The sequence below is a fragment of the Luteimonas soli genome, from assembly GCF_042648865.1.
GTDB lineage: Bacteria > Pseudomonadota > Gammaproteobacteria > Xanthomonadales > Xanthomonadaceae > Luteimonas > Luteimonas soli.
In genome coordinates, this window is the sequence record NZ_JBHRYA010000007.1 from 479,376 (window position 1) to 503,574 (window position 24,199).

The following is a 24,199-nucleotide window of genomic DNA, read 5'->3' on the forward strand; positions in this document are numbered from 1 at the left end:
CGTGGCGCGGCGCGGCGGGCGGCCATTGTGCCAGCGCCGGCCGCGTAGAATCGCCCCATGACACGACTGGTCCTGATCGACGGCTCCTCCTACCTGTACCGCGCCTTCCACGCGCTGCCGCCGCTGAGCAATGCGGCCGGCGAGCCGACCGGCGCGCTGTTCGGCGTGGTCAACATGCTGCGCGCGCACCTCAAGGAGCGCCCGGAGCACATCGCCTTCGTGGTCGATGCGCCGGGCAAGACCTTCCGCGACAAGATGTACCCCGAATACAAGGCCACGCGCGCGCCGATGCCCGACGACCTGCGCGCGCAGGTCGAGCCGATGATGGAGCTGGTGCAGGCGCTGGGCATCCCGATCCTGCGGGTGCCGGGCGTGGAGGCCGACGACGTGATCGGCACGCTGGCGCTGCAGGGCGCCGACGCGGGCATGGACGTGACCATTTCCACCGGCGACAAGGACTTCGCGCAGCTCGTGCGCCCCGGCGTGGCCCTGGTCAACACCATGAGCGGCAGCCGCATGGATTCGGACGACGCGGTGGTGGCCAAGTTCGGCGTGCGCGCCGACCAGATCGTCGACCTGCTGGCGCTGATGGGCGACACGGTCGACAACGTCGTCGGCGTGCCCAAGTGCGGCCCGAAGACCGCGGCCAAGTGGCTGGGCGAACACGGCACGCTCGACGGCGTGATCGCCGCCGCGCCCGGCATCAAGGGCAAGATCGGCGACAACCTGCGCGAGGCGCTGGAGCGTCTGCCGCTCAACCGCGACCTGGTGACGATCAAGACCGACGTCGCCCTCGACGGCGGTCCGGAAACTTTGGCGCTGCGCGAGCGCGACGTCGACACCCTGCGCGCGCTGTTCACCCGTTACGCCATGAACCAGGCACTGCGCGAACTCGACGGCGGCGCGGCCGAGGCGCCGGCGGCCGGGGCGCGCGCCGGCAAGCCCGCGCGCGCGGCGTCGTTCGTCACCGCGCCGCTGCCCGAAGGCGCGCCCGATCCGGCCCTGTCCGCGCCGGGTGTCTACGAGATGGTGACGACGCAGGCGCAGCTCGATGCCTGGATCGCGCGCCTGCAGGCCGCCGACGAGTTCGCCGTCGACACCGAGACCGATTCGCTCGACGCGATGCGCGCCAACCTGGTCGGCATGAGTTTCTGCATCGAGCCGGGCACGGCCTGCTACCTCCCGCTCGCGCACGACTACCCGGGCATGCCGGCGCAGCTCGACCGCGCACAGGCGCTGGCCGCGCTCGCGCCACTGTTCGCCGACGCCTCGATAAAGAAGCTCGGCCAGCACGGCAAGTACGACCTGCACGTGTTGCGCCGCCACGGCGTCGAGGTGGCCGGCTACGCCGACGACACCATGCTCGAGAGCTTCGTGCTCGAATCCGGGCGCACCCGCCACGACATGGATTCGCTGGCCGCGCGCTACCTCGGCTACACGACGATGAAATACGAGGACGTGGCAGGCAAGGGCAGCAAGAAGATCCTGTTCTCGCAGGTCGCGCTCGACGACGCCACGCGCTATGCCGCCGAGGACGCCGACGTGACCATGCGCCTGCACCGCGCGCTGGCGCCGAAGCTCGCGGCCGAGCCGGCGCTGGAATCCGTCTACCGCGACATCGAGATGCCGCTGGTGCCGGTGCTGGCGCGGGTCGAGGCCAACGGCGTGATGGTCGACGCCGACGAGCTGCGCCGGCAGAGCGCCGACCTGTCCCGGCGCATGCTGGCCGCGCAGCAGCGCGCCACGGAACTTGCCGGGCGCACCTTCAACCTCGACTCGCCCAAGCAGCTGCAGGCGCTGCTGTTCGACGAGCTGGGCCTGCCGGCGCTGGTGAAGACGCCCAAGGGCCAGCCGTCGACGAACGAAGAAGCGCTGGAGGCGATCGCCGACCAGCACGAACTGCCGCGCGTGATCCTCGACTACCGCGCGCTGGCGAAACTGCGCAGCACCTACACCGACAAGCTGCCGGAGATGGTCAACCCGGAAACCGGCCGCGTGCACACCAGCTACCACCAGGCGGGCGCGGCGACCGGGCGGCTGGCGTCGAGCGACCCGAACCTGCAGAACATCCCGATCCGCAGCGACGATGGCCGCCGCATCCGCAAGGCCTTCGTCGCGCCGCCGGGACGCAAGCTGCTCGCGTGCGACTACTCGCAGATCGAGCTGCGGATCATGGCCCACCTGTCGGAGGATCCCGGGTTGCTGTCCGCGTTTGCCTCGGGTGCCGACATCCACCGCGCGACCGCGGCGGAAGTGTTCGGCCGCAAGCTCGACGAGGTGACCGCCAACGAGCGCCGTGCGGCCAAGGCGATCAACTTCGGCCTGATGTACGGCATGAGCGCGTTCGGCCTGGCCCGCAACCTCGGGATCGGCCGCGGCGAGGCCCAGGACTACATCGCGCTGTATTTCTCGCGCTACCCCGGCGTGCGCGATTTCATGGAGCGCACCCGCAACGAGGCGCGCGAGCGCGGCTATGTCGAGACCGTGTTCGGCCGCCGCCTGTACCTGGAGTACATCCAGAAGGGCACCCAGGGCCAGCGCGCCGGCGCCGAGCGCGCCGCGATCAACGCGCCGATGCAGGGCACCGCGGCCGACATCATCAAGCGTGCGATGGTGGCCGTCGACGCCTGGCTGGCGCCGCATGCGGACCGGGCGAAGATGATCCTGCAGGTGCACGACGAGCTGGTGTTCGAGGCCGACGATGACTTCATCGACACGCTGCTGGCGCAGGTCCCGGTGATGATGTCTGCAGCGGCGGAACTGCGTGTTCCACTGGTGGTCGACAGCGGCGTCGGAAAGGACTGGGACGAGGCCCATTGAGGCCTTTTGGAGGGCCGGAAGTGGCGTTTTCTGAACGGAGTAAACGCCGGCTGAATCCAACAGAAACTTAACCCCGGGCTTCACGAACTATCCATGCGCGGGGTGGTCATATAGCCCGTGACGGATGCAATGTCCGTCACTGATCTCTCCCTCCCCTGGAGTGATCCCCGGGAACGAAGACCACTCCCCAGGTCCCGTTCCCACGAGCCCCGCCGGCCCCCCCTGCCTGCGGGGCTTTTTTTGTCTTCCACCCTCTGGGGGACGCACGACCGACTGGTCGCTCATGCGGGCTACGGTGGGAGGCCGTGCCCTGGCGGGCGGGAGCCGCTTTTCCCTCGGCAGGAACACCGCTGCGCGGCTCCCCCGGCCCGGCGGCCTTCTCAGTCGGCGAGTCCGGCCAGCCAGTCCCGCGGATGCAGGTAGTCCTGCAGGCGGGCTTCCGGGCTATCGGGTTCCGGCGCGAAGCCGTACTCCCAGCGCACCAGCGGCGGCAGGCTCATCAGGATCGATTCGCTGCGGCCGCCGGACTGGATCCCGAACAACGTGCCACGGTCCCAGAGCAGGTTGAACTCGACGTAGCGGCCGCGCCGGTACAGCTGGAACTGGCGCTCGCGCTCGCCGTATGGCGCGTCGCGGCGGCGTTCGACGATCGGCAGGTAGGCGTCGAGGAAGCCGTCGCCGACCGCGCGCAGGTAGTCGAAATCGCGCGCGAAGTCCGTGTGCAGGTCGTCGAAGAACAGCCCGCCCACGCCGCGCGTCTCGCCGCGGTGCTTCAGGAAGAAGTACTCGTCGCACCAGCGCTTGTGCGCGGCGTAGCGGTCGTCGCCAAACGGCGCGCACAGGTCGCGCGCGGTGCGGTGCCAGTGCAGCACGTCCCCGTCGACCGGATAGAAGGGGGTCAGGTCGAAGCCGCCGCCGAACCACCATGCCACCGTTTCGCCGTCGCGCACCGCGCGGAAGTGGCGCACGTTGGCATGCGTGGTCGGCACGTGCGGGTTGCGCGGGTGGAACACCAGCGACACTCCCACCGCACGCCACGACGCGCCGGCCAGTTCCGGCCGGGCCGCGGTTGCAGAGGGCGGCAGTTTCGTGCCGGACACGTCGGAGAAGCCGATACCGGCCTGCTCGAACACCGCGCCCTCGCGCAGCACGCGGGTGCGGCCGCCGCCGCCTTCGTCACGGGTCCAGCTGTCCTCGACGAACGTGGCCTTGCCGTCGGCGGTTTCGATGGCGGTGCAGATGCGGTCCTGCAGGCCGGTGAGGTAGTCGCGGACGCGGTCGATGTCTTCCATGGCGCGCATTGTAGGCGGGCGCGACGTGGCGCCGGTTGATCCGGGTCAGGCGCGTGCCGGGAAGGAGGCGTCGCAGGTCGGGGCGACGCCCCCGACGCGCTCTTCGCGTTGCCGCCTGAGGCATCGTAGGGCGGGTCTTGACCCGCCTGCTGTTCGGTGGAAATCAACGTCAAGAGCTTTCGCGCCGTGACGGCGCGAGCCACCTTTCTTTGCTTGTGCAAAGAAACCTGGCGCAAAGAAACACACCCCGCCTTCGCGCCCGGCGCTGTGCACCGGGTCCGCGGAGCCGGCGGGATTTTTCGAAGGGGCATCCTGCCCCTGCGAAAAACGCCGCACATCCCTGTGCGGCGCCCTGCGGGTCTTGTCCGCCGTCTCCGCCGCTACGGAGGGGCCCGGAGTCAAGATCAAGATCAAGATCAAGATCAAGGGCAACAGCAACAGCAACAGAGACCGCCTTGCACCCCGCGAATCCTGCTGGCTTGGCTGAAGCCGCTTCGACGGGAGTCCGGCAAACCCTCGCGCGTATTCATGCAGCACCCACAGTTTTTTACATGCAGGGCGCTATACCGTTCCGCGTTGCAAGGGTTGAGCGGAGGTCGATATGTCCTTTTACAGGCACTTGCTGGTTGCGCTGCTCGTCGGCGCGTGCGGTCAGGTCCATGCCTTGCCCGGCCATCCCGGGGCCGAACCGGCGGCGCGGATCATGACGCCGATGTTCTACGGCATCGAGATGTCGGACGAGGCGGTTGTCGAACTGGCCGCGAAGGCGCCGGTTGCGGCGGCGGTGCTGTCGTCGTTCCGTGCGCGACCCACTATCGATCCGATCGACATGTACCAGGGCGTGAGCTACTTCTCCGCAAGGCCGAACGCCCGGTCCGTCCGGGCCCTGCTTGACGGGGACGAGCAGGCCAACCTGCGGCAGGTGGATCCGCTTGCCCCGGGAGAGCGCTTGCGCGCGATCTTTCGCACGGTCGACGATGCAAGCGTGCAGGACGGGCGGATGACGCTTTCCATCGAAGCCATCGGTGACAACACGGCGGAGCGGACCACGCTTGTCGAGCTGGAGAAGGTGGAAGGCGCCACCGTTTCCGTAGACATCGTGGATCGGCCGGCGCCCGTCTATCGGGTGGCCGGCATCAGCTTCGTGGACTGAAGGCCGAAACTTCGGGGTGTCCTGGAACAACACGAAGCCCGTAGGATGGGTAGAGCCAACGGCGAAACCCATCGCGACACGGCCGGGTGATGGGTTGACCAGCTTCGCTGTTGAAAGCCGCTACGCTCTACCCATCCTACGGACTGCCATCGACACCGTGCCGTAGTGTCCGAGGGGAAAGGCGGGTCAAGACCCGCCCTGCTTCAGGGTGTCCTCGAACAGCTCGAAGATCCGCCGGTATTCGTCGTACCACGCGTCCGGATGGGTGAAGCCGTGCCGCTCCATCGGGTACGGCGCGATCTCCCACTTGTCCTTGCGCAGTTCGATCAGGCGCTGGGCCATCATCACCGAGTCCTTGAAGAACACGTTGTCGTCGATCATGCCGTGGGCGATCAGCAGGTGGTCCTGCAGGCCCTCGGCGTATTCGATCGGCGATGACTTCGCGTACGCCTCCGGGTCGATGTCGGGCGTGTTGAGGATGTTCGACGTGTACTCGTGGTTGTACTGCGACCAGTCCGACACCGGGCGCAGCGCGGCGCCGGCCTTGAACGTGCCCGGCTCGCGGAACAGCGCCATGAAGGCCATGAAGCCGCCGTAGCTGCCGCCGTAGATGCCGACGTGGTCGCGGTCGCCCTGCTTGTTGGCGACGATCCAGTCCAGGCCGTCGAGGTAGTCCTCCAGCTCCGGGTGGCCCATCTGCCGGTAGATCGCGGTGCGCCAGTCGCGGCCGTAGCCTTCGCTGGCGCGGTAGTCCAGGTCGAGCACGAGGTAGCCGTGCTGGACCAGCAGGTTGTGGAACATCTGCTCGCGGAAATAGTTCGGATAGCGCGCGCTGACGTTCTGCAGGTAGCCGGCGCCGTGGACGAACATCACCACCGGGTACTCGCGGCCGGGCTCCAGCTGCTCCGGACCGTAGTACTTGCCCCAGATCGTGCCGGCGCCGTGTTTGGAGGGCACCTGCACGTACTCGGGTTCGATCCAGTCGATCGCCTTGAACCCGGGCTTGCGCGTGTCGGTGAGCGTGCGCAGGCCGCTGCCGTCGGCGTTGGCCACGGCCAGCTGGATCGGCAGGTAGCTGGCCGAGTGCGTGACCAGCAGGCGGTCGCCGCGCGGCGACAGCTCGAAGCCCTCGACGCCGTCGAGCGCGGTGATCTCGCGCACGTCGCCGCCCGCGGCCGGCACCGCGCAGACTTCGTAGTCGCCCGGCCACTGCCGGTTGCAGACGAAGTGGAACGTGCGGCCGTCCGGCGACAGCGCCGGCTGCGACACTTCCCACTTGCCCGAGGTCAGCGCGCGCGCCTTGCCGTTTGCGCCGGCCAGGTACAGGTGCGAGTAGCCGGACTGTTCGGACAGCAGCCACAGCGTGCGGTTGTCGGGCATCCAGCCGAAGTCGTTGTAGTTCCAGTTGATCCAGGCCTCGTCGTGCAGGCGGTGGCGCGACTGCAGCTTCGCGTTCGCGAGGTCGACGGTGGCGATCCAGCGGTCCTTGTTGTCGACCGCGCGCACCAGCATCGCGACGTTGCCGCCGTCGGCGCTCCAGTGGATCGCGGGGCCGCGGCCGTCGCCGTCGGTCTCGATGCGCACCGCGCGGTTGCCTTCCAGCGGCTCCTTGCCGGCGGCCTTGCGCAGGTCGGCGAGCGGGTCGTCGGCGATGCCGGGCAGCGTGTCGTACCTGAGTTCGCGCACGCCGGCGTTGGCGACGTCGACCAGCCACACCTTCTGCGGCAGCGGCGGCTCGTGGCCGACGCGGGTGCGGACTTCCTCGAACTCCTCGTAGCCCGATTCGGTGACGTACTTCGGCATCTTGCCGGCCTGGCCGCCGTCGGCGTCCTTGGCCTGGGTCACCGCGATCAGCCAGCGGCCGTCGGGCGAGAGCGCGCTGTCGACGATGTCCACGTCCTTGCCGAGGTACGCCGGCGCCGGCGCGCGCGTGGGATCGGCGCGCCGCCACTGCTCGTTCTGCTCGCGCACCGCGTCGCGGCGGGCGCGGTCGTCGCGCAGGGTGCGCAGCATGTCGAACTGGCGGTCGCGCAGGGCGTCGTCCTTCGGCGCCTTGTCCGGATCGTCCTCGGCCTTGAGCAGCGAGGCCTGCGCGGCGCCGGCGGCGGCGGTCCAGCGGAACCAGTCGTTGCCCGCGCGCCACACCAGCGCGCCGTTGCTGCCCCACTGCGGGCGTGATTCGCCGGCGTCGGTGCGGGTGAGCTGGGTCAGCGCGCCGCTGGACAGGTCGCGCACGAAGATGTCGCCGTTGCGCACGAAGGCCATGCGAGTGCGTTGCGGGTCGACCACCTGCTGTCCGCCGTCGATGCCGGCCAGCGCCGCGCCGTCCAGTCGCGTCGCCGCGCCCCCATCGACCGCCTGCGAGAACGTGTCGCGGATGTTGCCGCCGTCGCGCTTGCGCGTGTAGTAGGCGGTCCTGCCGTCCCACGACCACCACGCGTCCTCGACGCCGTTGCCGATCCAGTCGGGGTCGGCCATGACCTGGTCCAGGGTCAGTGGCTGCGCCGGTTGCGCGTGGGCGGCGGCGAACGGCGCGACGGCGAGCGGGAGCAGGGCGAGGCAGGCGAGCAGATGGCGCATCTTGTGGATTCCGCGGAAATATCCGGAGCAGCGTAGCAGGCGGGGCGTTCCACGCATGGGCCACGGGTCATGGGGGCGCTGCCTCCCGAAGCTCTTGCAGGAGCGGCGGAAGTCGCGAGCTTTTCATGCGGCGCGTGAAACCGCCTGTTGTCATGCGCGCAACAAAAGAGCCCGCGGCTTCCGCCACTCCGGCAAGGATCAGGCAATCAAGCCGCGATCTTCCTTTTGCGAACGCCACCACTGCAGGCGCACAATGCGCGCTGCGGCGATCCCCCCGGCGCCGCGGAGTCCGCGCCTGATGGAAGATGCTCTGCTGACGCCGCTGTTCCTTTCGCGCGTGCAGTTCGCGTTCGTGATCTCATTCCACATCCTGTTCCCGGCCTTCACCATCGGCCTGGCGCACTGGCTGGCGTTCCTCGAATGGCGCTGGCTGCGCACGCGCGAGTCGCTGTGGCGCGACCTGTATTTCTTCTGGCTGAAGATCTTCGCGGTGTCGTTCGGCATGGGCGTGGTTTCGGGCATCGTGATGAGCTTCCAGTTCGGCACCAACTGGGCGGTGCTCAGCGAGCGTGCCGGCGCCATCCTCGGGCCGCTGCTGAGCTACGAGGTGCTGACCGCGTTCTTCCTCGAAGCCACGTTCCTGGGCGTGATGCTGTTCGGCTGGAAGCGGGTCTCGCACAAGGTGCATTTCCTGGCCACCTGCATGGTCGCGCTGGGCACGCTGCTGTCCACGTTCTGGATCATCTCGGCCAACAGCTGGATGCAGACGCCGCAGGGTTACGAGATCGTCGACGGCATGTTCGTGCCGGTGGACTGGTGGGCGGTGATCTTCAACCCGTCGTTCCCGTACCGGCTCGCGCACATGGTGCTGGCGGCGTTCATCACCACCTGCTTCGTGATCGGCGGGGTGAGCGCGTGGTACCTGGTGCGCGGCGACCACTTCGCCGCCGGCAGGCGCGGGCTGAAGCTGGCGGTGGCGTTCGCGGCGATCGCGGTGCCGCTGCAGATCTTCGTTGGCGACCTGCATGGCCTGAACGTCGGCAAGCACCAGCCGGTGAAACTGGCGGCGATGGAAGGGCACTGGCACGAGGGCGAGCCGGGCGAGGGCGTGCCGCTCGTGCTGTTCGCGATGCCCGACCAGGATGGCGAGCGCAACCGCTTCGAGGTTGCCGTGCCGCGCCTGGGCAGCGTGATCCTGACCCACAGCTGGGACGGCACGATCCAGCCGCTGACCGCGGTGCCTGCCGACGAGCGCCCGCCGGTCGCGCCGGTGTTCTGGGGCTTCCGGATCATGGTCGGCCTGGGCGTGCTGATGCTGCTGCTCACGCTGGCCTCGCTGTGGGCGTGGTGGCGCGGCTGGATGTTCGACGAGTCCGGCCGTGCGCGCTGGCTGTGGCAGGGCTGGAGATTGCTCAGCCCGGCGGGTTTCGTCGCGCTGCTGGCGGGCTGGTACGTGGTCGAGATCGGCCGCCAGCCCTACGTGGTCTACGGCCTGCTGCGCACCAGCGAGGCGGTCAGCCCCAACATCACCGCCGCGGCGGTGATGTCGTCGCTGATCACCTACGCCTGCGCCTATGCGGTGATCTTCGGCGCCGGCATCTGGTACCTGCTGAAGATGATCCGCCGCGGCCCGCATCCGGACGAGACGCCGCCCGAACACGGCGGCGGCGACAAGACCCCGGCGCGGCCGCTGTCGGTGGGCGACGACGAATCCGATGGCGCGGCCGCCGCGCCGCAGGAGCCGACGTGAGGTTGTTCCTGCCATGCGCTGGTCTCCCCTCTTTTTCAAAGAGGGGAGCAACTGCGTGAGGGCGCCCAACATGCAAAGGAGTCGGTCATGACCCTCGAACTCGTGCTGCCGGTGGTCTGGTTCGGCGTGATCGGCTTCGGCGTGCTGATGTACGTGCTGCTCGACGGCTTCGTGCTCGGCCTGGGCATCCTCGCGCCGTTCGCCGAGGACGAGGGCCAGCTCGACCACATGATGAACACCGCCGCGCCCATCTGGGACGGCAACGAGACCTGGCTGGTGCTCGGCGGCGCCGGGCTGCTGGCGGCGTTCCCGAAGGCGTACTCACTGGTGCTTTCGGCGCTGTACCTGCCGGTGCTGCTGATGCTGATCGCGCTGATCTTCCGCGGCGTGGCGTTCGAGTTCCGCTTCAAGGCCACGCGTGCCAAGCGCTTCTGGGGCGCGGCGTTCGCGCTGGGGTCGATCCTGGCCGCGTTTTCGCAGGGCCTGATCCTCGGCGCGCTGGTCGAGGGCATGCCGCTGACCGACGGCAAGTACCTGGGCGGGGCGTTCGGCTGGTTCAGCCCGTTCTCGATGCTGACCGGGGTGGCGGTGGTGTTCGGCTACGCGCTGCTGGGGTCGTGCTGGCTGATCCTGAAGACGGAAGGGCCGACGCAGCGGACCGCGCGCGCGCTGACCCGGCCGCTGGTGCTGGTGGTGGTCGCGTTCATGGGCCTGGTCAGCGCGTGGCTGCCGTTCCTGGATTCGCACATCATGGCGCGCTGGTTCGAGAGCGGGAATTTCTGGTGGCTGGCGCCGGTGCCGCTGCTGGCGCTGGCGAACGCCTTCGCGCTGTGGCGCGCGGCGATGCGCGAGGGCCGCGATTCGGCGCCGTTCGTGCTCACGCTGTGCTTCTTTGCGCTGGGCTTCGCCGGGCTGGTGCTGGGCATCTGGCCCAACATCGTGCCGCCGTCGCTGTCGATCTGGGATGCCGCCTCGCCGCCGTCGTCGCAGGTCTTCCTGCTGGTCGGCATCGCGGTCCTGCTGCCGGCGATCCTGGGCTACACGTACTGGTCGTACTCGGTGTTCCGCGGCAAGGTCGCGGCGGATTCGGGGTATCACTGAGGGGGCGGGATTCGGAATTCGGGATCCGGGATTCGAAAAATCCCGGCGTGCGGTGGCTTATGCTTCACCGGCGGATGCGGAAACCGTGGCTTTTGCCGTTCCGAGTCCCCAATCCCGAATCCCGAATCCCGAATCCCGGCTCCACCATGCACGCCTACGTCTACAAGAGCCTGCGCAAGGCCGATACCTACGTCTACCTGGCTGAACGCGAGGACTTCGGGCGCCTGCCCGAGCCGCTGCGGGCGCAGCTGGAACCGCTGCGGTTCGTGCTCGACGTGGCCCTGGTTCCCGGGCGCAAGCTGGCCCGCGAGGACGTGGAGGCCGTGCGCGAGAACCTGGTGATGCGCGGTTTCCACCTGCAGCTGCCGCCGGGCACCGACGTCGACCCGATGACGCAGGACTGGGGCACCGATGCCTGAGTCCGCGCTGCCGCGACGGCGGTTCGCGCTCGCGCTGGGCGCCGGCATCGTGCTGGCGGGTGTCGCCGGCTTCGGCGGCGTGGTCGCGGCGCTCGGCGGCTGGCTGGCGCAGCCGGCGTTCGCGCTGGCGATGCGCTGGCGGCGCGGCGGCGCGGCGCCGGACCGGGCCGCGTTGAAGACCGACGCCACCGCGCTCGCGCTGCTGTGGGGCGGCGGATTGGCGGCCTTCGCGCTGCTGGTGGCCTGGCCCCTGTCGGCGCTGCTGGAAAGCGGCGGCCTGGGCGCTGCCGTGGCGCTGAGCACGGTGGTCGGCATCTGCGTGATCGGCCTGTGGCGGACCTGGCCGCTGTGGCGCGCGGCCGAACACGAGGGCGGGCCGCTGCCCGGCCACTGGCAGACGCTGGGCGACGCCGACACCAGCGGCTGGCGCGGCGTGGCCGCGGCCGCCTGCGTTGCCGCGCTGCTGGCGATGGTGCTGCTGCAGGCCTGGCCGGGGCTGCTGTCGCCGGCGGGGCACTGGGTGCTTGCCGCGGCTTCGGCCGTGCTATGGCCGCTGCTGCACGCCGGCTTGCAGCGCATGCCGGCGCCGGAGCAGCTGCCCGAGGCGATGCCGATCGTCGAGATGGGCAGTGCCGACGCTGACGTGCCGGTCGAATTCGAAGGCGACCTGCCGACGATGCTCTACGACGCCGCGCGCCGCGGCCGCGTCGACCGCGCGCTGGAGCTGCTCGACGCCGGCGCCGACCCGGCCGCGCTGCCGGCCGACGACGAGCGCGACCAGCGCAGCCTGCCGGTGCTGGCCGCGGTGCTGCCCGACCTGCGCCTGCTGCGCGCCCTGATCGCCAACCGCGTCGACGTCAACGCCGCGCACCACGGCATGACCCCGCTGCTGGCCGCCACCCGCGACAGCTGGCACGGCCGTCCGGAAGCGGTGATGACCCTACTGGCCAACGGCGCCGACCCGCGCGCCGCCGACGCCGACGGCAACACGCCGCTGCACCACGCCGCGCGCAGCTCCGACCCGAGCGTGGCCGCGCTGCTGCGCGATGCGGCCGCGGAGATGACCGCGCTCAACCACGACGGACTGACCCCGCTGGGCGTGGCCTGCGCTGCCGGCAACTGGCGGCTGGCGCGCTTCCTGCTCGAACGCGGCGCCTATCCCGAGCCCGCCGACGCCACGCCCGCCCTGCTCGCCGCGGCCGGCAGCGACGAGGACGACCCGGCCGGCGTCGCCCTGCTGCTCAAGCACAAGGCCAAGGCCGATGCGCGCGACCGCAACGGCCGCGGCGCCCTGCACGAGGCCGCGCTTGCCGGCCACGCGGAAATCGCCGTCGCGCTGCTCGACGCCGGTGCCGATGCCAACGCCCGCGACGCCGCCGACCGCACCCCGCTGCTCGAAGCCGCGCGCGGCGGCCACCTGGCCGCGCTCGAGGCGCTGGTGGCCGCGCGCGCCGATGCCGCCGCCGTCGACGGCGAGGGCAACGACGCGCTGCAGCTGGCCTGCCGCGCCGAACTCGTCTCCTCGCCGCTGGTGCGGCGCCTGCTCGAACTCGGCGTCGATCCCGCCCGCACCGACGCGGCCGGCAAGCGCGCGATCGACCACGCCGCCGCCGCGGGGCGCTGGTCGCTGGTGGCGGTGCTCGATCCGGACTATCCGCTGCCGTCGACCGTGGCCGCGGACGCCGGCGACACGCCGCCGCCGGACCGCGCGCCGCTGGCGCTGCTGCGCGACGCGCTGCGCGAAGGCCGCTTCGACGGCCACGAGCGGCTGCTGTCGCTGCTGTCGCCGCAGGAACTCGGCGGCCTGCTGCTCGACGACGAAGCGCCGCTTTCGTTGCCACGGATCGAATGGCTGCTCGACCACGGCGCCGACCCGGAGGTGCGCGTGGACGGCGGCGACACGCCGGTGTTCACGCTGCTCGCACTGGGCCACGGCGCGCTGCCGGCGCTGCAACTGCTGCTGCGCCGCGGCGCCTCGCCGGCGGGCGCGGGCGGGTTGGCGCGCTTCCTCGAAGCCTGCGCCGGTGGCGACCAGGCCGGGCGCGCGCTGGAGCGGTGCGCGCTGGACCTGCTCGACCACGGCGCCGACCCGTTCGCATCGTCGGTGTCGGGCGATCCGCCGCTGGCGCTCGCGGTGCGGCTGGGCTGGATGCGGCTGCTCGAACGCCTGGTCGACTGCGGCGTCGACCTCGACGCGCGTGACGGCCACGGCATGACCGCGCTGCACCTGTGCGCGGCGCTGTCACGCGAGGCGGCGCTGAAGCTGCTGGTCAGCCGCGGCGCGTCGCCGGCGGTGCGCGCGGCCGACGGCCAGACGCCGCTGGGCGTGGCGCTGTCGGGCGGACGCCGGGACCTGGCCGACTGGCTCGACTGGCGCGGCTGGCCGCTGCCCCGGCGCGCGCTGCGCGACACCGACCTGCCGGCCGCGGCCATCGTCGGCGACACCGACGCGGTGCGGCGCCTGCTCGACTTCGGCCTGGCGGTGGACACCGTCGACGTGCAGGGCTGCACCGCGCTGCTGCGTGCGGCCGGCGGCGGCCATCGCGACACGGTCGAACTGCTGCTCGAACGCGGCGCCGACCCGCAGCAGGCCGCGCACACCGGCGCCACCCCGCTGTCTGCGGCGGTGAGCATGCGCCAAGGCGACATCGTCGAACGCCTGCTCGCGGCCGGCGCCACCCTCGAGCAGCGCCTGCCCGGCGACGTCACCGTGCTGATGCTGGCCGCCGCGCTCGGCCTGCCGGACCTGTGCGCGCGCTTGCTCACCGCCGGCGCCAACGTGCAGGCCGCCGACGCGCAGGGCCTGACGCCGCTGCACTGCGCCGCGCTCTACGGCTTCACCAGCCGCGACCGCGCGCGCCTGCTGGCCCTGTTCGACACCCTGCTGCTGGCCGGCGCCGACACCGACACCGCGGCGGCCAGCGGCGTCACCCCGCTGCTGCTGCTGCTGGGCGCGCGCGCCGAGCCCGGCACCGCCTGCGACGAGGACGTGGTGATGGCCGCCCTCGACCACCTGCTCGACGAGGACGTCAGCCTCGACGCGCAGGACCCGCGCGGCTTCGGCCCGCTGCACCTGGCCGCGCTGCACGGCCAGCTGCGCATGGCCCAGCGCCTGCTGCGCGCCGGCTGCGACCCCGACCTGCGCGATGCCCTCAACCGCACCCCGCGCGAGATCGCGGTGATGCGCGGCTTCGTCGACGTCGCCGCCGAGTTCGCGCCCCTGCAGTCGGGCGTGTCGATGGCGCGGTTCCTGCGCGACCGGGGTTAGGGGCTGGGGGGCAAGGGGCTGGGAATCGCAGGGAGCTGTTGCTTTTGCCCCCTTTGAAAAAGGGGGTATGGGGGATTTGCTTTTCGCGCTCTGCCTCGCCCGGCATCTGGTAGGAACGGCTGAAGCCGCGATGCTTTTGGGGCAGGACCACAGAAGCAAGAGCAAATCCCCCAAACCCCCTTTTTCAAAGGGGGCAAAAGCCAAAAAAGCTTCCAGAGCCCCTCACCCGCGCGTCGGCGGCTCAGGCAGCGGCGCCTGTTCCGGTTCGTCCGAGCCGCTGGAATCGGCGGCGAACAGCTGCATCAGTTCCACCCGCGACTCGCGCGAGGTCTGCCGCAGGGCGACGTCGTCGTCGTACACCAGGTGCTGGGCGCGCAGCAGCTTGTTGTCGTGCTCGCGGAAGCGCCTGGCGTGGTCGGCGGCCTGCTCCGGCGACATGCCCAGCGCGACCAGCACCTCCTCGCCCATCGTCAGGCTGGAGCCGAACAGCTCGCGGAACACCGTAGCGCCCAGGTCCATCAGCCGCCACGCGTGCTGGCGGTCGCGGGCGCGCGCGAACACTTTCGCGTCCGGGTACATGCGCCGCACCAGCCGCACCGCCTTGGTGTTGGTCTCCGGGTTGTCCATCGCCATCACGAACACCTCGATGCGCTCGCCGCCGGCCGCGCGCAGCAGGTCCGGCCGCGTCGGGTCGCCGTAGTACAGCTCGTTGCCGAGCCGGCGCAGGCCCTCGACCGTGTCGAGGTTGTGTTCCAGCGCGACGAAGGGGATGCGCTGCGCCACCAGCAGTCGCGCGACGATCTGGCCGAAGCGGCCCATGCCCGCGACCAGCACCTTCGGCTGGTGGTCGGCGATGTCGTCGAAGTCCGGGCGCGGCGCGGAGGCCGTGCGCGCGGGCATTTCCCGCAGCAGCCGGGTGATGCCGATCAGCAGCAGCGGCGTGAGCGCCATCGAGATGCCCACCATCGCCACCAGCCGGTCGTGCACCACCGAGTCGATCAGGCGCACGCGCGTGGCTTCGTTGAACACCACGAACGCGAACTCGCCGCCCAGCCACAGCACCCCGCCCAGCGCCAGCGCCTCGCGCGACGGCAGCCGCCCCGGCCACAGCCGGCCGACGAAGAACACGATCGAGAACTTCACCAGCAGCAGCGCCAGCACGCCGCCGGCGATCAGCAGCGGCTCTGCGGCCACGCGGTCCAGGTCGATGCCCATGCCCACGGCGATGAAGAACAGGCCCAGCAGCAGGCCTTCGAATGGCTGGATCTGCGATTCGAGCTCGTGCCGGAACTCCGAATCGGCCAGCAGCACGCCGGCGATGAACGCGCCCAGGCCCGCGCTCAGCCCCGCGCCCTGCATGATCCACGCCGAACCCAGCACCGCGAACAGCGCGGTGGCGGTGAATACCTCCGGCATCTTCGTGCGCGCCACCACGCGGAACACATAGCGCAGCAGGTAGCGCCCGCCGATCACCACCAGCGCCACCGTGCCGATCGCCTGCAGCGCGATCGGCCAGGTCAGGGTCTGTTCCTTGGCCCCGCCCAGCAGCGGGATCGCCGCCAGCAGCGGGATCGCCGCCAGGTCCTGGAACAGCAGGATCGCGAACCCCAGCCGCCCGTAGTCGGTGTTGAGCTCCTTGCGCTCGGCCAGCAGCTGCAGGCCGACCGCGGTCGACGACAGGGCCAGGCCGAGGCCGATCACCAGCGCGCTCTTCCAGTGCAGGTGTGCGGCGAAGTACACGATCGCGCCCAGCGCCAGCGCGCTCAGTGCCACCTGCAGCCCGCCGGAGACGAACACCGGCCGCCGCATCACCCGCAGCCGCGACGGCGACAGCTCCAGCCCGATCACGAACAGCAGCATCACCACGCCGATCTCGGCCGCATCGAGGATGCGGTCGGTGTCGCGCACCAAACCGAACCCGTCCGGCCCCAGCACCACGCCCGCTGCCAGGTACGCCAGCACCGCGCCGAGGCCGAGCTTCTTGAACACCGGCACCGCGATCACCGCGGCCAGCAGGAACACCAGCGCCAGTTCGAGTCCACTTCCGTGCATGGAAACCTCCGCGTCGATTATGCATCGTCGCCGCGTGGCGTCCGTGTCCGGCGGCGGACAATTGCATGGGCGCGGTACCGTTCGCTAACCTGCGGCCGGGACGTGCAGGGGATGGACGATGAACAGGGCATGGACAACGAAGGGACTGGTCGCGACGCTGCTGCTGGCGATGGCCGCTGTCGCCATCGCCGCCCCGAAGCACGTGCAGGCGCAGACCGAGGCCAGCATGCTGCTGACCGGAACGATCGAAATCGAAGCCGACGGCAGTGTCCGCGGCTACAGCATCGACAACGAAGACAAGGTGCCCGACCACGTGCTGGCCAACATTGCCGGGATGGTGCCGGAGTGGCGCTTCGAGCCGGTGCTGGTCGACGGCAAGCCGGTTTCGGAACGCGTGAAGATGAGCCTGCGCATGGTGGCGGAACCGTTGCAGGGCGGAAAGTTCGCGATCTACATCGCGAGCGCGGGCTTCGGCCGGAAGAGCGCGGCCAGGCCGACCGATTCCGTTTCGGTACGGGAAATGAATCCGCCCGTGTTCCCGGAGGAGATCGTCCGGATGGGTGGGAAAGGCATCGTTTACCTCATCCTGAAGATTGGCCGGCAGGGCATGGTCGAGGACGTGGCGGTCGAGCAGGTGAATCTCACCGCCTATGCCAGCAGCGAGACGAGGATGCGACGCATCCGGTTGCGGCTCGCCGAGGCGGCGCTGGAGGCGGCGCGCGGATGGACCTTCAACGCGCCGAGCACGGGCGAGCTGGCCGACGATGAATTCTGGTTGGCCCGGGTGCCGGTCGATTTCGCATACGTGGGCGACAAGCAGGTGGCGTACGGCGAGTGGGACGCCTACCTGCCGGGGCAGCGCGTGCGCGCGCCGTGGCTGCATGGCGACGACGACATGACCGGCGGCGACGCCCTTGCCGGCGGCGAACTGCAAACGCTCGGCATCGGGCCGAGGCTGCTGACGCCGCTCAAGCAGGGCTGAGCCCCGAACGGACGTAAAGGCCCCGCAACGCGGGGCTTCTTCGATCTTGCAGGAGCGGCTGAAGCCGCACCTACAAGGGCTTGGCGAGTCGAACCCGTGGCAATCAGGCACGAGACAAGGACATTCCCATGGGCTTTTCAACGCCAGCCAGGAAAAACGCAGCGCTGATCGCGGTGTCAGGCGCGATCTGCCTGCTCGCGCTGCTGTTCGCGCAATCGGCGACCCGGCTCGTGGCCGACGAAAGCGTGCATGTTCCGCAGATCCAGTGGTTGCTGCAGGGGCGGTTCGATGCACATCCCATGCTGACCACCATCCCCGGCTTCCATCTGGCAGTGGCTGGCGTGCTGAAGCTGCTTGCGATCGATTCGGTCGTCGGCATGCGGGCGATCGGACTGTCCTTCGGCATCGTGGCGGCGCTGGTGTTCTGGCGCATCAGGAGGAAGCTCGGGGACGCGAGCGCCGTCCGGTCGGCGGCGCTGCTGTTCTTCTTGCCGTTCCTGTATCCGTATTACTTCCTGGCCTACACCGACGTGCTGTCGCTGGCGTTCGTCCTGGGCGCGATGCTGGCGACGCTGGAACGCCGGCACGTGCTGGCGGCGCTGGCGCTGCTGCTCGCGATCGCGGTGCGCCAGAACAACGTGCTGTGGGCGGGCTTCATGCCGTTGTTCGCCCTGTGGCCGACGCTCCGGGAAGCGAACTGGCGCCCGTGGCGCTGCGCCGGGGAATGCGCGCGCGTCGTCTGGCCGTACTTGCTGCCGGTGGCCGCGTTCCTGGCCTACTGGGCATGGAACGGGACGATTTCCCTGTCCAAGCAGGTGGCCGCCGGGCACCCGGACCTCAGGCTGCACGTGGGCAACATCCATTTCTCGCTGTTCCTGTTCTTCGTGTTCTTTCCGCAGGATGTGTGGATGGGCGCAAAGCGCTTCGCTACTGCGCTGCGCCGGAATCCGTGGTGGCTGCTGGTCCCGGTCGTCATCATCGCGTTCGCGAAGCTCAAGGGCAGCTACGACAACACCCAGTTCACCGACTACTTCATCCGCAACTGGATCATCCAGACCGTCCGTCACGGCGGCTGGGAACGGTGGGCATTTGCCGTGGTGGTCGCGCTGTCGGCGTGCAGCATCGCGTTCGTCAGGTTCTCGGTCAGGCAGGCCTGGCTGGTCTATCCGTTCTCGATCCTCTACCTGGCCTCGTCATGGCTGATCGAGAACCGGTACTCGATCATTCCCTTCGCCCTGTGGATGGCGCTGCGCACGACCGGCAGCGACCGCGCGGATCGCATCCGGCTGGTGGCGTGGATCCTGGTGTCCCAGTTCTTCGTGTGGGGCATCTTCAGCGGACGGTTCATGCTGTAGGCCACGGGGGATGGCTGCAGCGGATTTGCTAGAGTCGCGTCGTCGGCGACAGGCACCCGTTCCGCGGTGCGCGTGGCGGCTGCCGCCGACAGACCAGGGAGATCAAGGCAATGAAGAACGCATGCCGCATGCTGCTCGTCGTGTCGCTGCTGGGGCTGGTCGCCACGGCCACAGCCGGGATCAGGAGGATGGCACCGGAATCGGTACGCAACCAGGTCGAAGTCAGCATGTTGCTGACCGGGACCATCGACATCGAGCCCGACGGTTCGGTGAGCGGCTACGTGCTGGACGATCGCGAGAAGGTGCCGGATTACGTAGCGGCCATTCTCGATCGCCGCGTGCCCGCGTGGCGGTTCGAGCCCACGCTGCGCGACGGCCAGGCGGTGCCGGTGCGCAGCCCGATGAGCCTGCGCATGGTGGGTTCGCCGGTGGGCGAGGACAGCTTCCAGCTCTCGATCACCGGCGTCAGTTTCGGCGGGTATAGCGACGAAGCCACCGACTACGTCACGCGCGATCGCCTCGATCCGCCGAGCTACCCGGTGGCCATGGCAAGGATCGGCGGCAAGGGCATCGTGTACCTGGTGCTGCAGATCGACCGCGAGGGTCGGGTCGCGGACCTGTTCGTCGAACAGGTCAACCTCACCTCGCTCGGTACCGAGGACCAGATGGCGAAGATTCGCGAGCAACTGAGCAAGGCCGCGACCGAGGCCGCCTGGAAATGGACCTTCCACCCGCCGACGAGCGGCGAGTCCGTGGACGACGAGCACTGGGCGGTGCGCGTGCCGGTCGAGTTCACGCTTTACGACGACAAGCCGGTGGCATACGGCCAATGGGAGGCCTACCTGCCCGGCCCGCGCGCGGCCGCGGCATGGGCGCAGGACGGCGTGAGCCCGGATGCGATCGCCGGCAGCGGCCTGCATCCGGTCGGCGGTGGCCTGAAGCTGCTGACGCCGCTGCAGGATGGCTGAGTCGGGAGACGGATGAAGAAGCCCCGCATCGCGGGGCTTCCTGTTTCATGCAGGAGCGATGGCTCCTCGAGCTCAGCGCTTCATCGAAGCGAAAAACTCATCATTCGACTTCGTGCTCTTCATCTTGTCGAGCAGGAATTCCATCGCCGCGATCTCGTCCATCGGGTGCAGCAGCTTGCGCAGGATCCAGATCTTCTGCAGCAGCTCCGGTTCGATCAGCAGGTCCTCGCGGCGGGTGCCGGACTGGTTGACGTTGATCGCCGGGTAGACGCGCTTTTCGGTGATGCGGCGGTCGAGGTGGATTTCGCTGTTGCCGGTGCCCTTGAACTCCTCGTAGATCACCTTGTCCATCGCGCTACCGGTGTCGACCAGCGCGGTGGCGATGATGGTCAGCGAACCGCCTTCCTCGACGTTGCGCGCGGCGCCGAAGAAGCGCTTCGGGCGGTGCATGGCGTTGGCGTCGACGCCGCCGGTGAGCACCTTGCCGGAAGACGGCACGACGTTGTTGTAGGCGCGGGCCAGGCGGGTGATCGAGTCGAGCAGGATCACCACGTCCTTCTTGTGCTCGACCAGGCGCTTGGCGCGCTCGATCACCATCTCGGCCACCTGTACGTGGCGCGCGGCCGGCTCGTCGAAGGTCGAGCTGATGACCTCGCCGCGCACGGTGCGCTGCATCTCGGTGACTTCCTCGGGCCGCTCGTCGATGAGCAGCACGATCATGTGCACGTCGGGATGGTTGGTGGTGATGGCGGTGGCGATCTGCTGCATCATGATCGTCTTGCCCGCCTTGGGCGGCGACACGATCAGCGCGCGCTGGCCCTTGCCCTGCGGCGCCATCAGGTCGAGGATGCGGCCGGCGATGTCCTCGGATGAGCCGTCGCCGCGCTCGAGCTTGAAGCGCCTGCGCGGGAACAGCGGCGTCAGGTTCTCGAACAGCACCTTGTTCTTCGATGCTTCCAGCGGCTCGCCGTTGATGGTGTCGACCACGTTCAGCGCGAAGTAGCGCTCGCCGTCCTTGGGCCAGCGGATGCGGCCGGACAGGTGGTCGCCGGTGCGCAGGTTGAAGCGGCGGATCTGGCTGGGCGAGATGTAGGTGTCGTCCGGGCCGGCGAGGTAGCTCGCCTCGGCCGCGCGCAGGAAGCCGAAGCCGTCGGGCAGGATTTCCAGCACGCCATCGGCCTGCACGCCCTCGCTGGTGCGGGTGAGCACCTTGAGCAGGGCGAAGATCACGTCCTGCTTGCGGGCGCGGGCGACGGCGTCGGAGATGCCCAGTTGTTCGGCGATGTCGAGCAGCTTGTGCGCCGGCATGCGCTTGAGGTCGCCGAGCGAATACTGCGGGAAGCCTTCGGGGATGCTGGGCGGCGGCAGGCGCTGGCCCTGGTCGTTGCCGTTGTCGTCGCGCGGCAGGCCGTCGTCGCGGTTGCCGCGGTCGCGGTCGCGGTTGCGGTCGCGACGATTGCGGAAGCGCTCGCGGCGGTTGTTGTTCTGGTTGCCGCCGCCGTGTTGCTGCTGGCGCGGCTCGCCGCCGTCCTGCGACTGCGACTGCGGCTGGCCGCCGCCGGATTCGGTGGCCGCGGGCGCCGGAGGCGGCGCTTCGGCGGCCGGTGCCGGCGGCGGAGCGGGGGGCGGTGGTGTCGGCGCTGCCGGCGCGGCGGCAGCGTCAGGCGTGGCGGGGGCCTTGGCGGCCTTGGTCGCGCGCGGCTTGCGCACGCGCTTCTCGGCGGTATCGCCGGAATCGGGGGTGTTGTCGGACAAGTGCGAATTCCTCGCTAGCTGCGAGCGCCCGCGGAGCGCGGGCGGGATGGGTAGAGTGGGGTCTTCAGAAGGGTGCGGCGGGCCTGGAGCAGGCAGCAATCACGCCGGGTCGGATAGAAACTAGCACTGCACCGGGGGCCGCGGCAAGCGGTCCGGGTTGCGCGTTGGCGGCGGTGCCCAAGGCCGCGGCCGGTTCGCGCAGCCCGAGGCAGCGGCGTGGTCGCCCACGCCGGGGTGCCTGGATGGCGCGTCAGAGCGCCTTGTCGATCATCTGCGCCAGCTGCGCCTTGCCCACGGCGCCGATCTGCGTGGCCTGGACCTGGCCGTCCTTGAACAGCAGCAGCATCGGGATCGAGCGCACGTGGTACTTCATCGCCGTGTTGCGGTTCTCGTCCACGTTCACCTTGGCGATCCTGACCTTGCCGTCGTAGGCCTCGGCCAGTTCATCCAGGGCCGGCGCGATCATCTTGCAGGGGCCGCACCACTCGGCCCAGAAATCGACCAGGACCGGTTCGGATGACTGCAGGACGGTGCTGTCGAAGTCGGCGTCGGTGGCATGGATGACCTTCTCGCTCACGAAATTCTCCTGATGGACCAAATCTGCTGTTCGGGTGCCCGGCGGGGCCATGGCGGCGCCGGTTAACTGTTAAACTGGGGCGATTCGCGGTCGATTCAAGGACACGCCCAGGGCCCGCAAGGGGACCGATCCGGGCCGCGACCGCACTCCCTTCCGGTGCCGGCAGTCTGCTCGGCCACCGCATCCCACGCAAGCGCGCATTGCCGCGCGGACCTGATCTGACGCATGAGCGACAAGCCCCTTACCGACATCACCTTCTCCTCCTTCGAGCTGCAACCGGCGCTGCTGGCCGGGCTCGAATCGGCCGGATTCACCCGCTGCACCCCGATCCAGGCGCTGACCCTGCCGATCACCCTGGCCGGGCGCGACGTCGCCGGCCAGGCCCAGACCGGCACCGGCAAGACCCTGGCCTTCCTGGTCACGGTGATGAACCGGCTGCTGGCCAGCCCGGCACTGGCCGAGCGCAAGCCCGAGGACCCGCGCGCGCTGATCCTGGCGCCGACCCGCGAGCTTGCGATCCAGATCCACAAGGACGCGGTGAAGTTCGGTTCCGAGCTGGGCCTGAGGTTCGCCCTGGTCTACGGCGGCGTCGACTACGACAAGCAGCGCCAGCTGCTGCAGGAAGGCGTCGACGTCATCATCGCCACGCCCGGCCGCCTGATCGACTACGTCAAGCAGCACAAGGTGGTCTCGCTGCACGCCTGCGAGGTGTGCGTGCTGGACGAGGCCGACCGCATGTTCGACCTGGGCTTCATCAAGGACATCCGCTTCCTGCTGCGGCGCATGCCCGCGCGCACCGAGCGCCAGACATTGCTGTTCTCGGCCACGCTCAGCCACCGCGTGCTGGAGCTCGCCTACGAGCACATGAACGAGCCGGAGAAGATCGTCGTCGAGACCGAGACGATCACCGCCGCGCGCGTGCGCCAGAAGCTGTACTACCCGGCGGACGAGGAAAAACTGCCGCTGCTGCTGGGCCTGCTGTCGCGCAGCGAAGGCGCGCGGACGATGATTTTCGTCAACACCAAGGCCTTCGTCGAGCGCGTTGCGCGCGCCTTGGAGCGCGCCGGCTACCGGGTCGGCGTATTGAGCGGCGACGTGCCGCAGAAGAAGCGCGAGACGCTGCTGAAGAAGTTCCAGGCTGGCCAGCTCGAGATCCTGGTCGCCACCGACGTCGCCGCGCGCGGCCTGCACATCGACGGCGTGCAGTACGTCTACAACTACGACCTGCCGTTCGACGCCGAGGACTACGTGCACCGCATCGGCCGCACCGCGCGCCTGGGCGCCGAGGGCGACGCGATCAGCTTCGCCTGCGAGCGCTACGCGATGGGCCTGCCGGACATCGAGGCCTACATCGACCAGAAGATCCCGTCCGAACCGGTCACCGAGGACCTGCTGGTCGCGATGCCGCGCAAGCCGCGCGAAGGCGTGGAGCGGGAAGCGGCCGAAGGCGAGAGCGTCAGCGAGATCTTCCGCGAAGCGCGCGAGCAGCGTGCCGCCGAGGATGCGCGTCGCGGCGTCAAGCCGCGCGGCCGCAGCGGCGGACGCACCGGCTCCGGTGAAGGCCGGCGCGAGCGCGGCCCGAGGCCGCCGCGTCCCGCGCGCCCGGCCGCGGAAGGCAGTGACGCCGCGCGCAAGCCTGTCGCGGCGACCGCAGCCGCGGAAACCGTGAACGGCGCGCCGCAAGGCGAGGCCAAGCCGCCGCGCAAGCGCCGTCGCCGTCGCGGCGGTCGTCGCGTCGACGGTGGCGAGGCGGTCCAGCAGGCCGCAGGCGCCGAGCGCCAGCAGGCCGCGCCGGCCAAGCCCGCCGGCCCGCGCCACGTCCAGGCCAAGCCGGCCCGTGGTGCGAACAAGCAGCCGCTCCCCGCGGCTTCCGCGTCGCAGGACAAGCAGTCCTCGCTGATCTCGCGCATCGGCCGCGGGCTGAAGAAGCTGGTGACGCGGGCGCCGCATACGCAGCACTGAGGGCGTTGATGCCGGGAATCGGGAATCGGGAATGGGGAATCGAAAAAGCCGGAAGGTGACCCGTTTTCCGGTAAAGCCCTGTGTCGATTGCGAGTTGTTGGCGCAGCTGAATCGCAAAGTCCGGATGACGATGGCAGATCGGCCCGGGAAGCTTTAGCCTTTCCG

At 69.7% G+C, this 24,199-nt stretch carries 15 protein-coding genes; 10 read left to right on the forward strand and 5 right to left on the reverse strand.

Translation table 11 applies throughout. The features are described from left to right. Positions 1-57: 57 nt before the first annotated feature. Entirely contained in the window at positions 58-2,820 is a 2,763-nt protein-coding gene (polA, locus tag ACFONC_RS09580) for a DNA polymerase I (protein WP_386743525.1), read from the forward strand. Positions 2,821-3,200: 380 nt separating this feature from the next. Here polA and hemF read toward each other — a convergent pair whose 3' ends face one another. Then, positions 3,201-4,112 carry an oxygen-dependent coproporphyrinogen oxidase gene (hemF, locus tag ACFONC_RS09585; RefSeq protein WP_386743527.1) on the reverse strand — a complete coding sequence of 304 codons (912 nt, stop codon included), beginning with the start codon at positions 4,110-4,112 and terminating at the stop codon, positions 3,201-3,203. A gap of 601 nt (positions 4,113-4,713) precedes the next feature. Between hemF and ACFONC_RS09590 the strand changes: the two genes are divergently transcribed. Then, a complete protein-coding gene (locus ACFONC_RS09590; RefSeq protein WP_386743529.1) occupies positions 4,714-5,265 on the forward strand; it encodes a hypothetical protein in 552 nt (183 codons plus the stop codon). 186 nt (positions 5,266-5,451) lie between these two features. On the opposite strand, the gene ACFONC_RS09595 is transcribed toward ACFONC_RS09590, so the two are convergent. Next, entirely contained in the window at positions 5,452-7,818 is a 2,367-nt protein-coding gene (locus ACFONC_RS09595) for a S9 family peptidase (RefSeq protein WP_386744631.1), read from the reverse strand. Between the two features lie 340 nt (positions 7,819-8,158). On the opposite strand from ACFONC_RS09595, the gene ACFONC_RS09600 reads away from it, so the two are divergent. The 4 genes from ACFONC_RS09600 to ACFONC_RS09615 all read left to right on the forward strand — a co-directional run bounded on the left by ACFONC_RS09600 (position 8,159) and on the right by ACFONC_RS09615 (position 14,383). Next, positions 8,159-9,595: a cytochrome ubiquinol oxidase subunit I gene (locus ACFONC_RS09600; protein WP_386744633.1), complete on the forward strand. Its 1,437-nt coding sequence runs from the start codon at positions 8,159-8,161 to the stop codon at positions 9,593-9,595. A gap of 87 nt (positions 9,596-9,682) precedes the next feature. Continuing rightward, entirely contained in the window at positions 9,683-10,696 is a 1,014-nt protein-coding gene (gene cydB / locus ACFONC_RS09605; RefSeq protein WP_386743531.1) for a cytochrome d ubiquinol oxidase subunit II, read from the forward strand. Between the two features lie 146 nt (positions 10,697-10,842). Next, positions 10,843-11,115 (forward strand): YcgL domain-containing protein, encoded by a 273-nt coding sequence (locus tag ACFONC_RS09610; protein ID WP_386743533.1) that lies wholly within the window; start codon positions 10,843-10,845, stop codon positions 11,113-11,115. Continuing rightward, the gene (locus ACFONC_RS09615; RefSeq protein WP_386743535.1) at positions 11,108-14,383 is read left to right on the forward strand and encodes an ankyrin repeat domain-containing protein; all 3,276 of its coding nucleotides are present in this window, start codon (positions 11,108-11,110) and stop codon (positions 14,381-14,383) included. Before ACFONC_RS09610 ends, ACFONC_RS09615 begins: the two co-directional genes overlap by 8 nt. 222 nt (positions 14,384-14,605) lie before the next feature. Here the strand turns inward: ACFONC_RS09615 and ACFONC_RS09620 are convergent, their stop codons facing one another. Next, complete coding sequence (locus tag ACFONC_RS09620; RefSeq protein ID WP_386743537.1) at positions 14,606-16,435, reverse strand: monovalent cation:proton antiporter-2 (CPA2) family protein; 1,830 nt, start codon at positions 16,433-16,435, stop codon at positions 14,606-14,608. A gap of 169 nt (positions 16,436-16,604) precedes the next feature. Between ACFONC_RS09620 and ACFONC_RS09625 the strand changes: the two genes are divergently transcribed. From ACFONC_RS09625 to ACFONC_RS09635, 3 genes are all read left to right on the forward strand, one after another. After that, positions 16,605-17,417 carry a hypothetical protein gene (locus ACFONC_RS09625; protein ID WP_386743539.1) on the forward strand — a complete coding sequence of 271 codons (813 nt, stop codon included), beginning with the start codon at positions 16,605-16,607 and terminating at the stop codon, positions 17,415-17,417. 128 nt (positions 17,418-17,545) lie between these two features. Further along, positions 17,546-18,772: a hypothetical protein gene (locus tag ACFONC_RS09630; RefSeq protein WP_386743540.1), complete on the forward strand. Its 1,227-nt coding sequence runs from the start codon at positions 17,546-17,548 to the stop codon at positions 18,770-18,772. A gap of 110 nt (positions 18,773-18,882) precedes the next feature. Beyond that, on the forward strand, positions 18,883-19,740 hold the full coding sequence (locus ACFONC_RS09635; RefSeq protein WP_386743542.1) for a protein tonB: 858 nt from the start codon (positions 18,883-18,885) through the stop codon (positions 19,738-19,740). Between the two features lie 72 nt (positions 19,741-19,812). On the opposite strand, the gene rho is transcribed toward ACFONC_RS09635, so the two are convergent. Further along, on the reverse strand, positions 19,813-21,495 hold the full coding sequence (gene rho, locus ACFONC_RS09640; RefSeq protein ID WP_386743544.1) for a transcription termination factor Rho: 1,683 nt from the start codon (positions 21,493-21,495) through the stop codon (positions 19,813-19,815). 250 nt (positions 21,496-21,745) lie between these two features. Beyond that, positions 21,746-22,072, reverse strand: coding sequence for a thioredoxin TrxA (gene trxA / locus ACFONC_RS09645; RefSeq protein WP_386743546.1), 327 nt, complete (start codon positions 22,070-22,072; stop codon positions 21,746-21,748). A 225-nt stretch (positions 22,073-22,297) separates the two neighbouring features. Here trxA and rhlB point away from each other — a divergent pair, with 225 nt between their 5' ends. After that, positions 22,298-24,034 carry an ATP-dependent RNA helicase RhlB gene (gene rhlB / locus ACFONC_RS09650; protein WP_386743548.1) on the forward strand — a complete coding sequence of 579 codons (1,737 nt, stop codon included), beginning with the start codon at positions 22,298-22,300 and terminating at the stop codon, positions 24,032-24,034. Positions 24,035-24,199: the final 165 nt, after the last annotated feature.

Bases quoted from the DNA above. Each gene is read 5' to 3' on its own strand.
- ACFONC_RS09625 (WP_386743539.1), top strand. From the start codon at position 16,605: ATGGCCGCTGTCGCCATCGCCGCCCCGAAGCACGTGCAGGCGCAGACC.
- ACFONC_RS09590 (WP_386743529.1), top strand. From the start codon at position 4,714: ATGTCCTTTTACAGGCACTTGCTGGTTGCGCTGCTCGTCGGCGCGTGC.
- ACFONC_RS09635 (WP_386743542.1), top strand. From the start codon at position 18,883: ATGAAGAACGCATGCCGCATGCTGCTCGTCGTGTCGCTGCTGGGGCTG.
- ACFONC_RS09620 (WP_386743537.1), bottom strand. From the start codon at position 16,435: ATGCACGGAAGTGGACTCGAACTGGCGCTGGTGTTCCTGCTGGCCGCG.
- ACFONC_RS09615 (WP_386743535.1), top strand. From the start codon at position 11,108: ATGCCTGAGTCCGCGCTGCCGCGACGGCGGTTCGCGCTCGCGCTGGGC.
- rhlB (WP_386743548.1), top strand. From the start codon at position 22,298: ATGAGCGACAAGCCCCTTACCGACATCACCTTCTCCTCCTTCGAGCTG.
- ACFONC_RS09610 (WP_386743533.1), top strand. From the start codon at position 10,843: ATGCACGCCTACGTCTACAAGAGCCTGCGCAAGGCCGATACCTACGTC.
- hemF (WP_386743527.1), bottom strand. From the start codon at position 4,112: ATGGAAGACATCGACCGCGTCCGCGACTACCTCACCGGCCTGCAGGAC.
- cydB (WP_386743531.1), top strand. From the start codon at position 9,683: ATGACCCTCGAACTCGTGCTGCCGGTGGTCTGGTTCGGCGTGATCGGC.
- polA (WP_386743525.1), top strand. From the start codon at position 58: ATGACACGACTGGTCCTGATCGACGGCTCCTCCTACCTGTACCGCGCC.
- ACFONC_RS09630 (WP_386743540.1), top strand. From the start codon at position 17,546: ATGGGCTTTTCAACGCCAGCCAGGAAAAACGCAGCGCTGATCGCGGTG.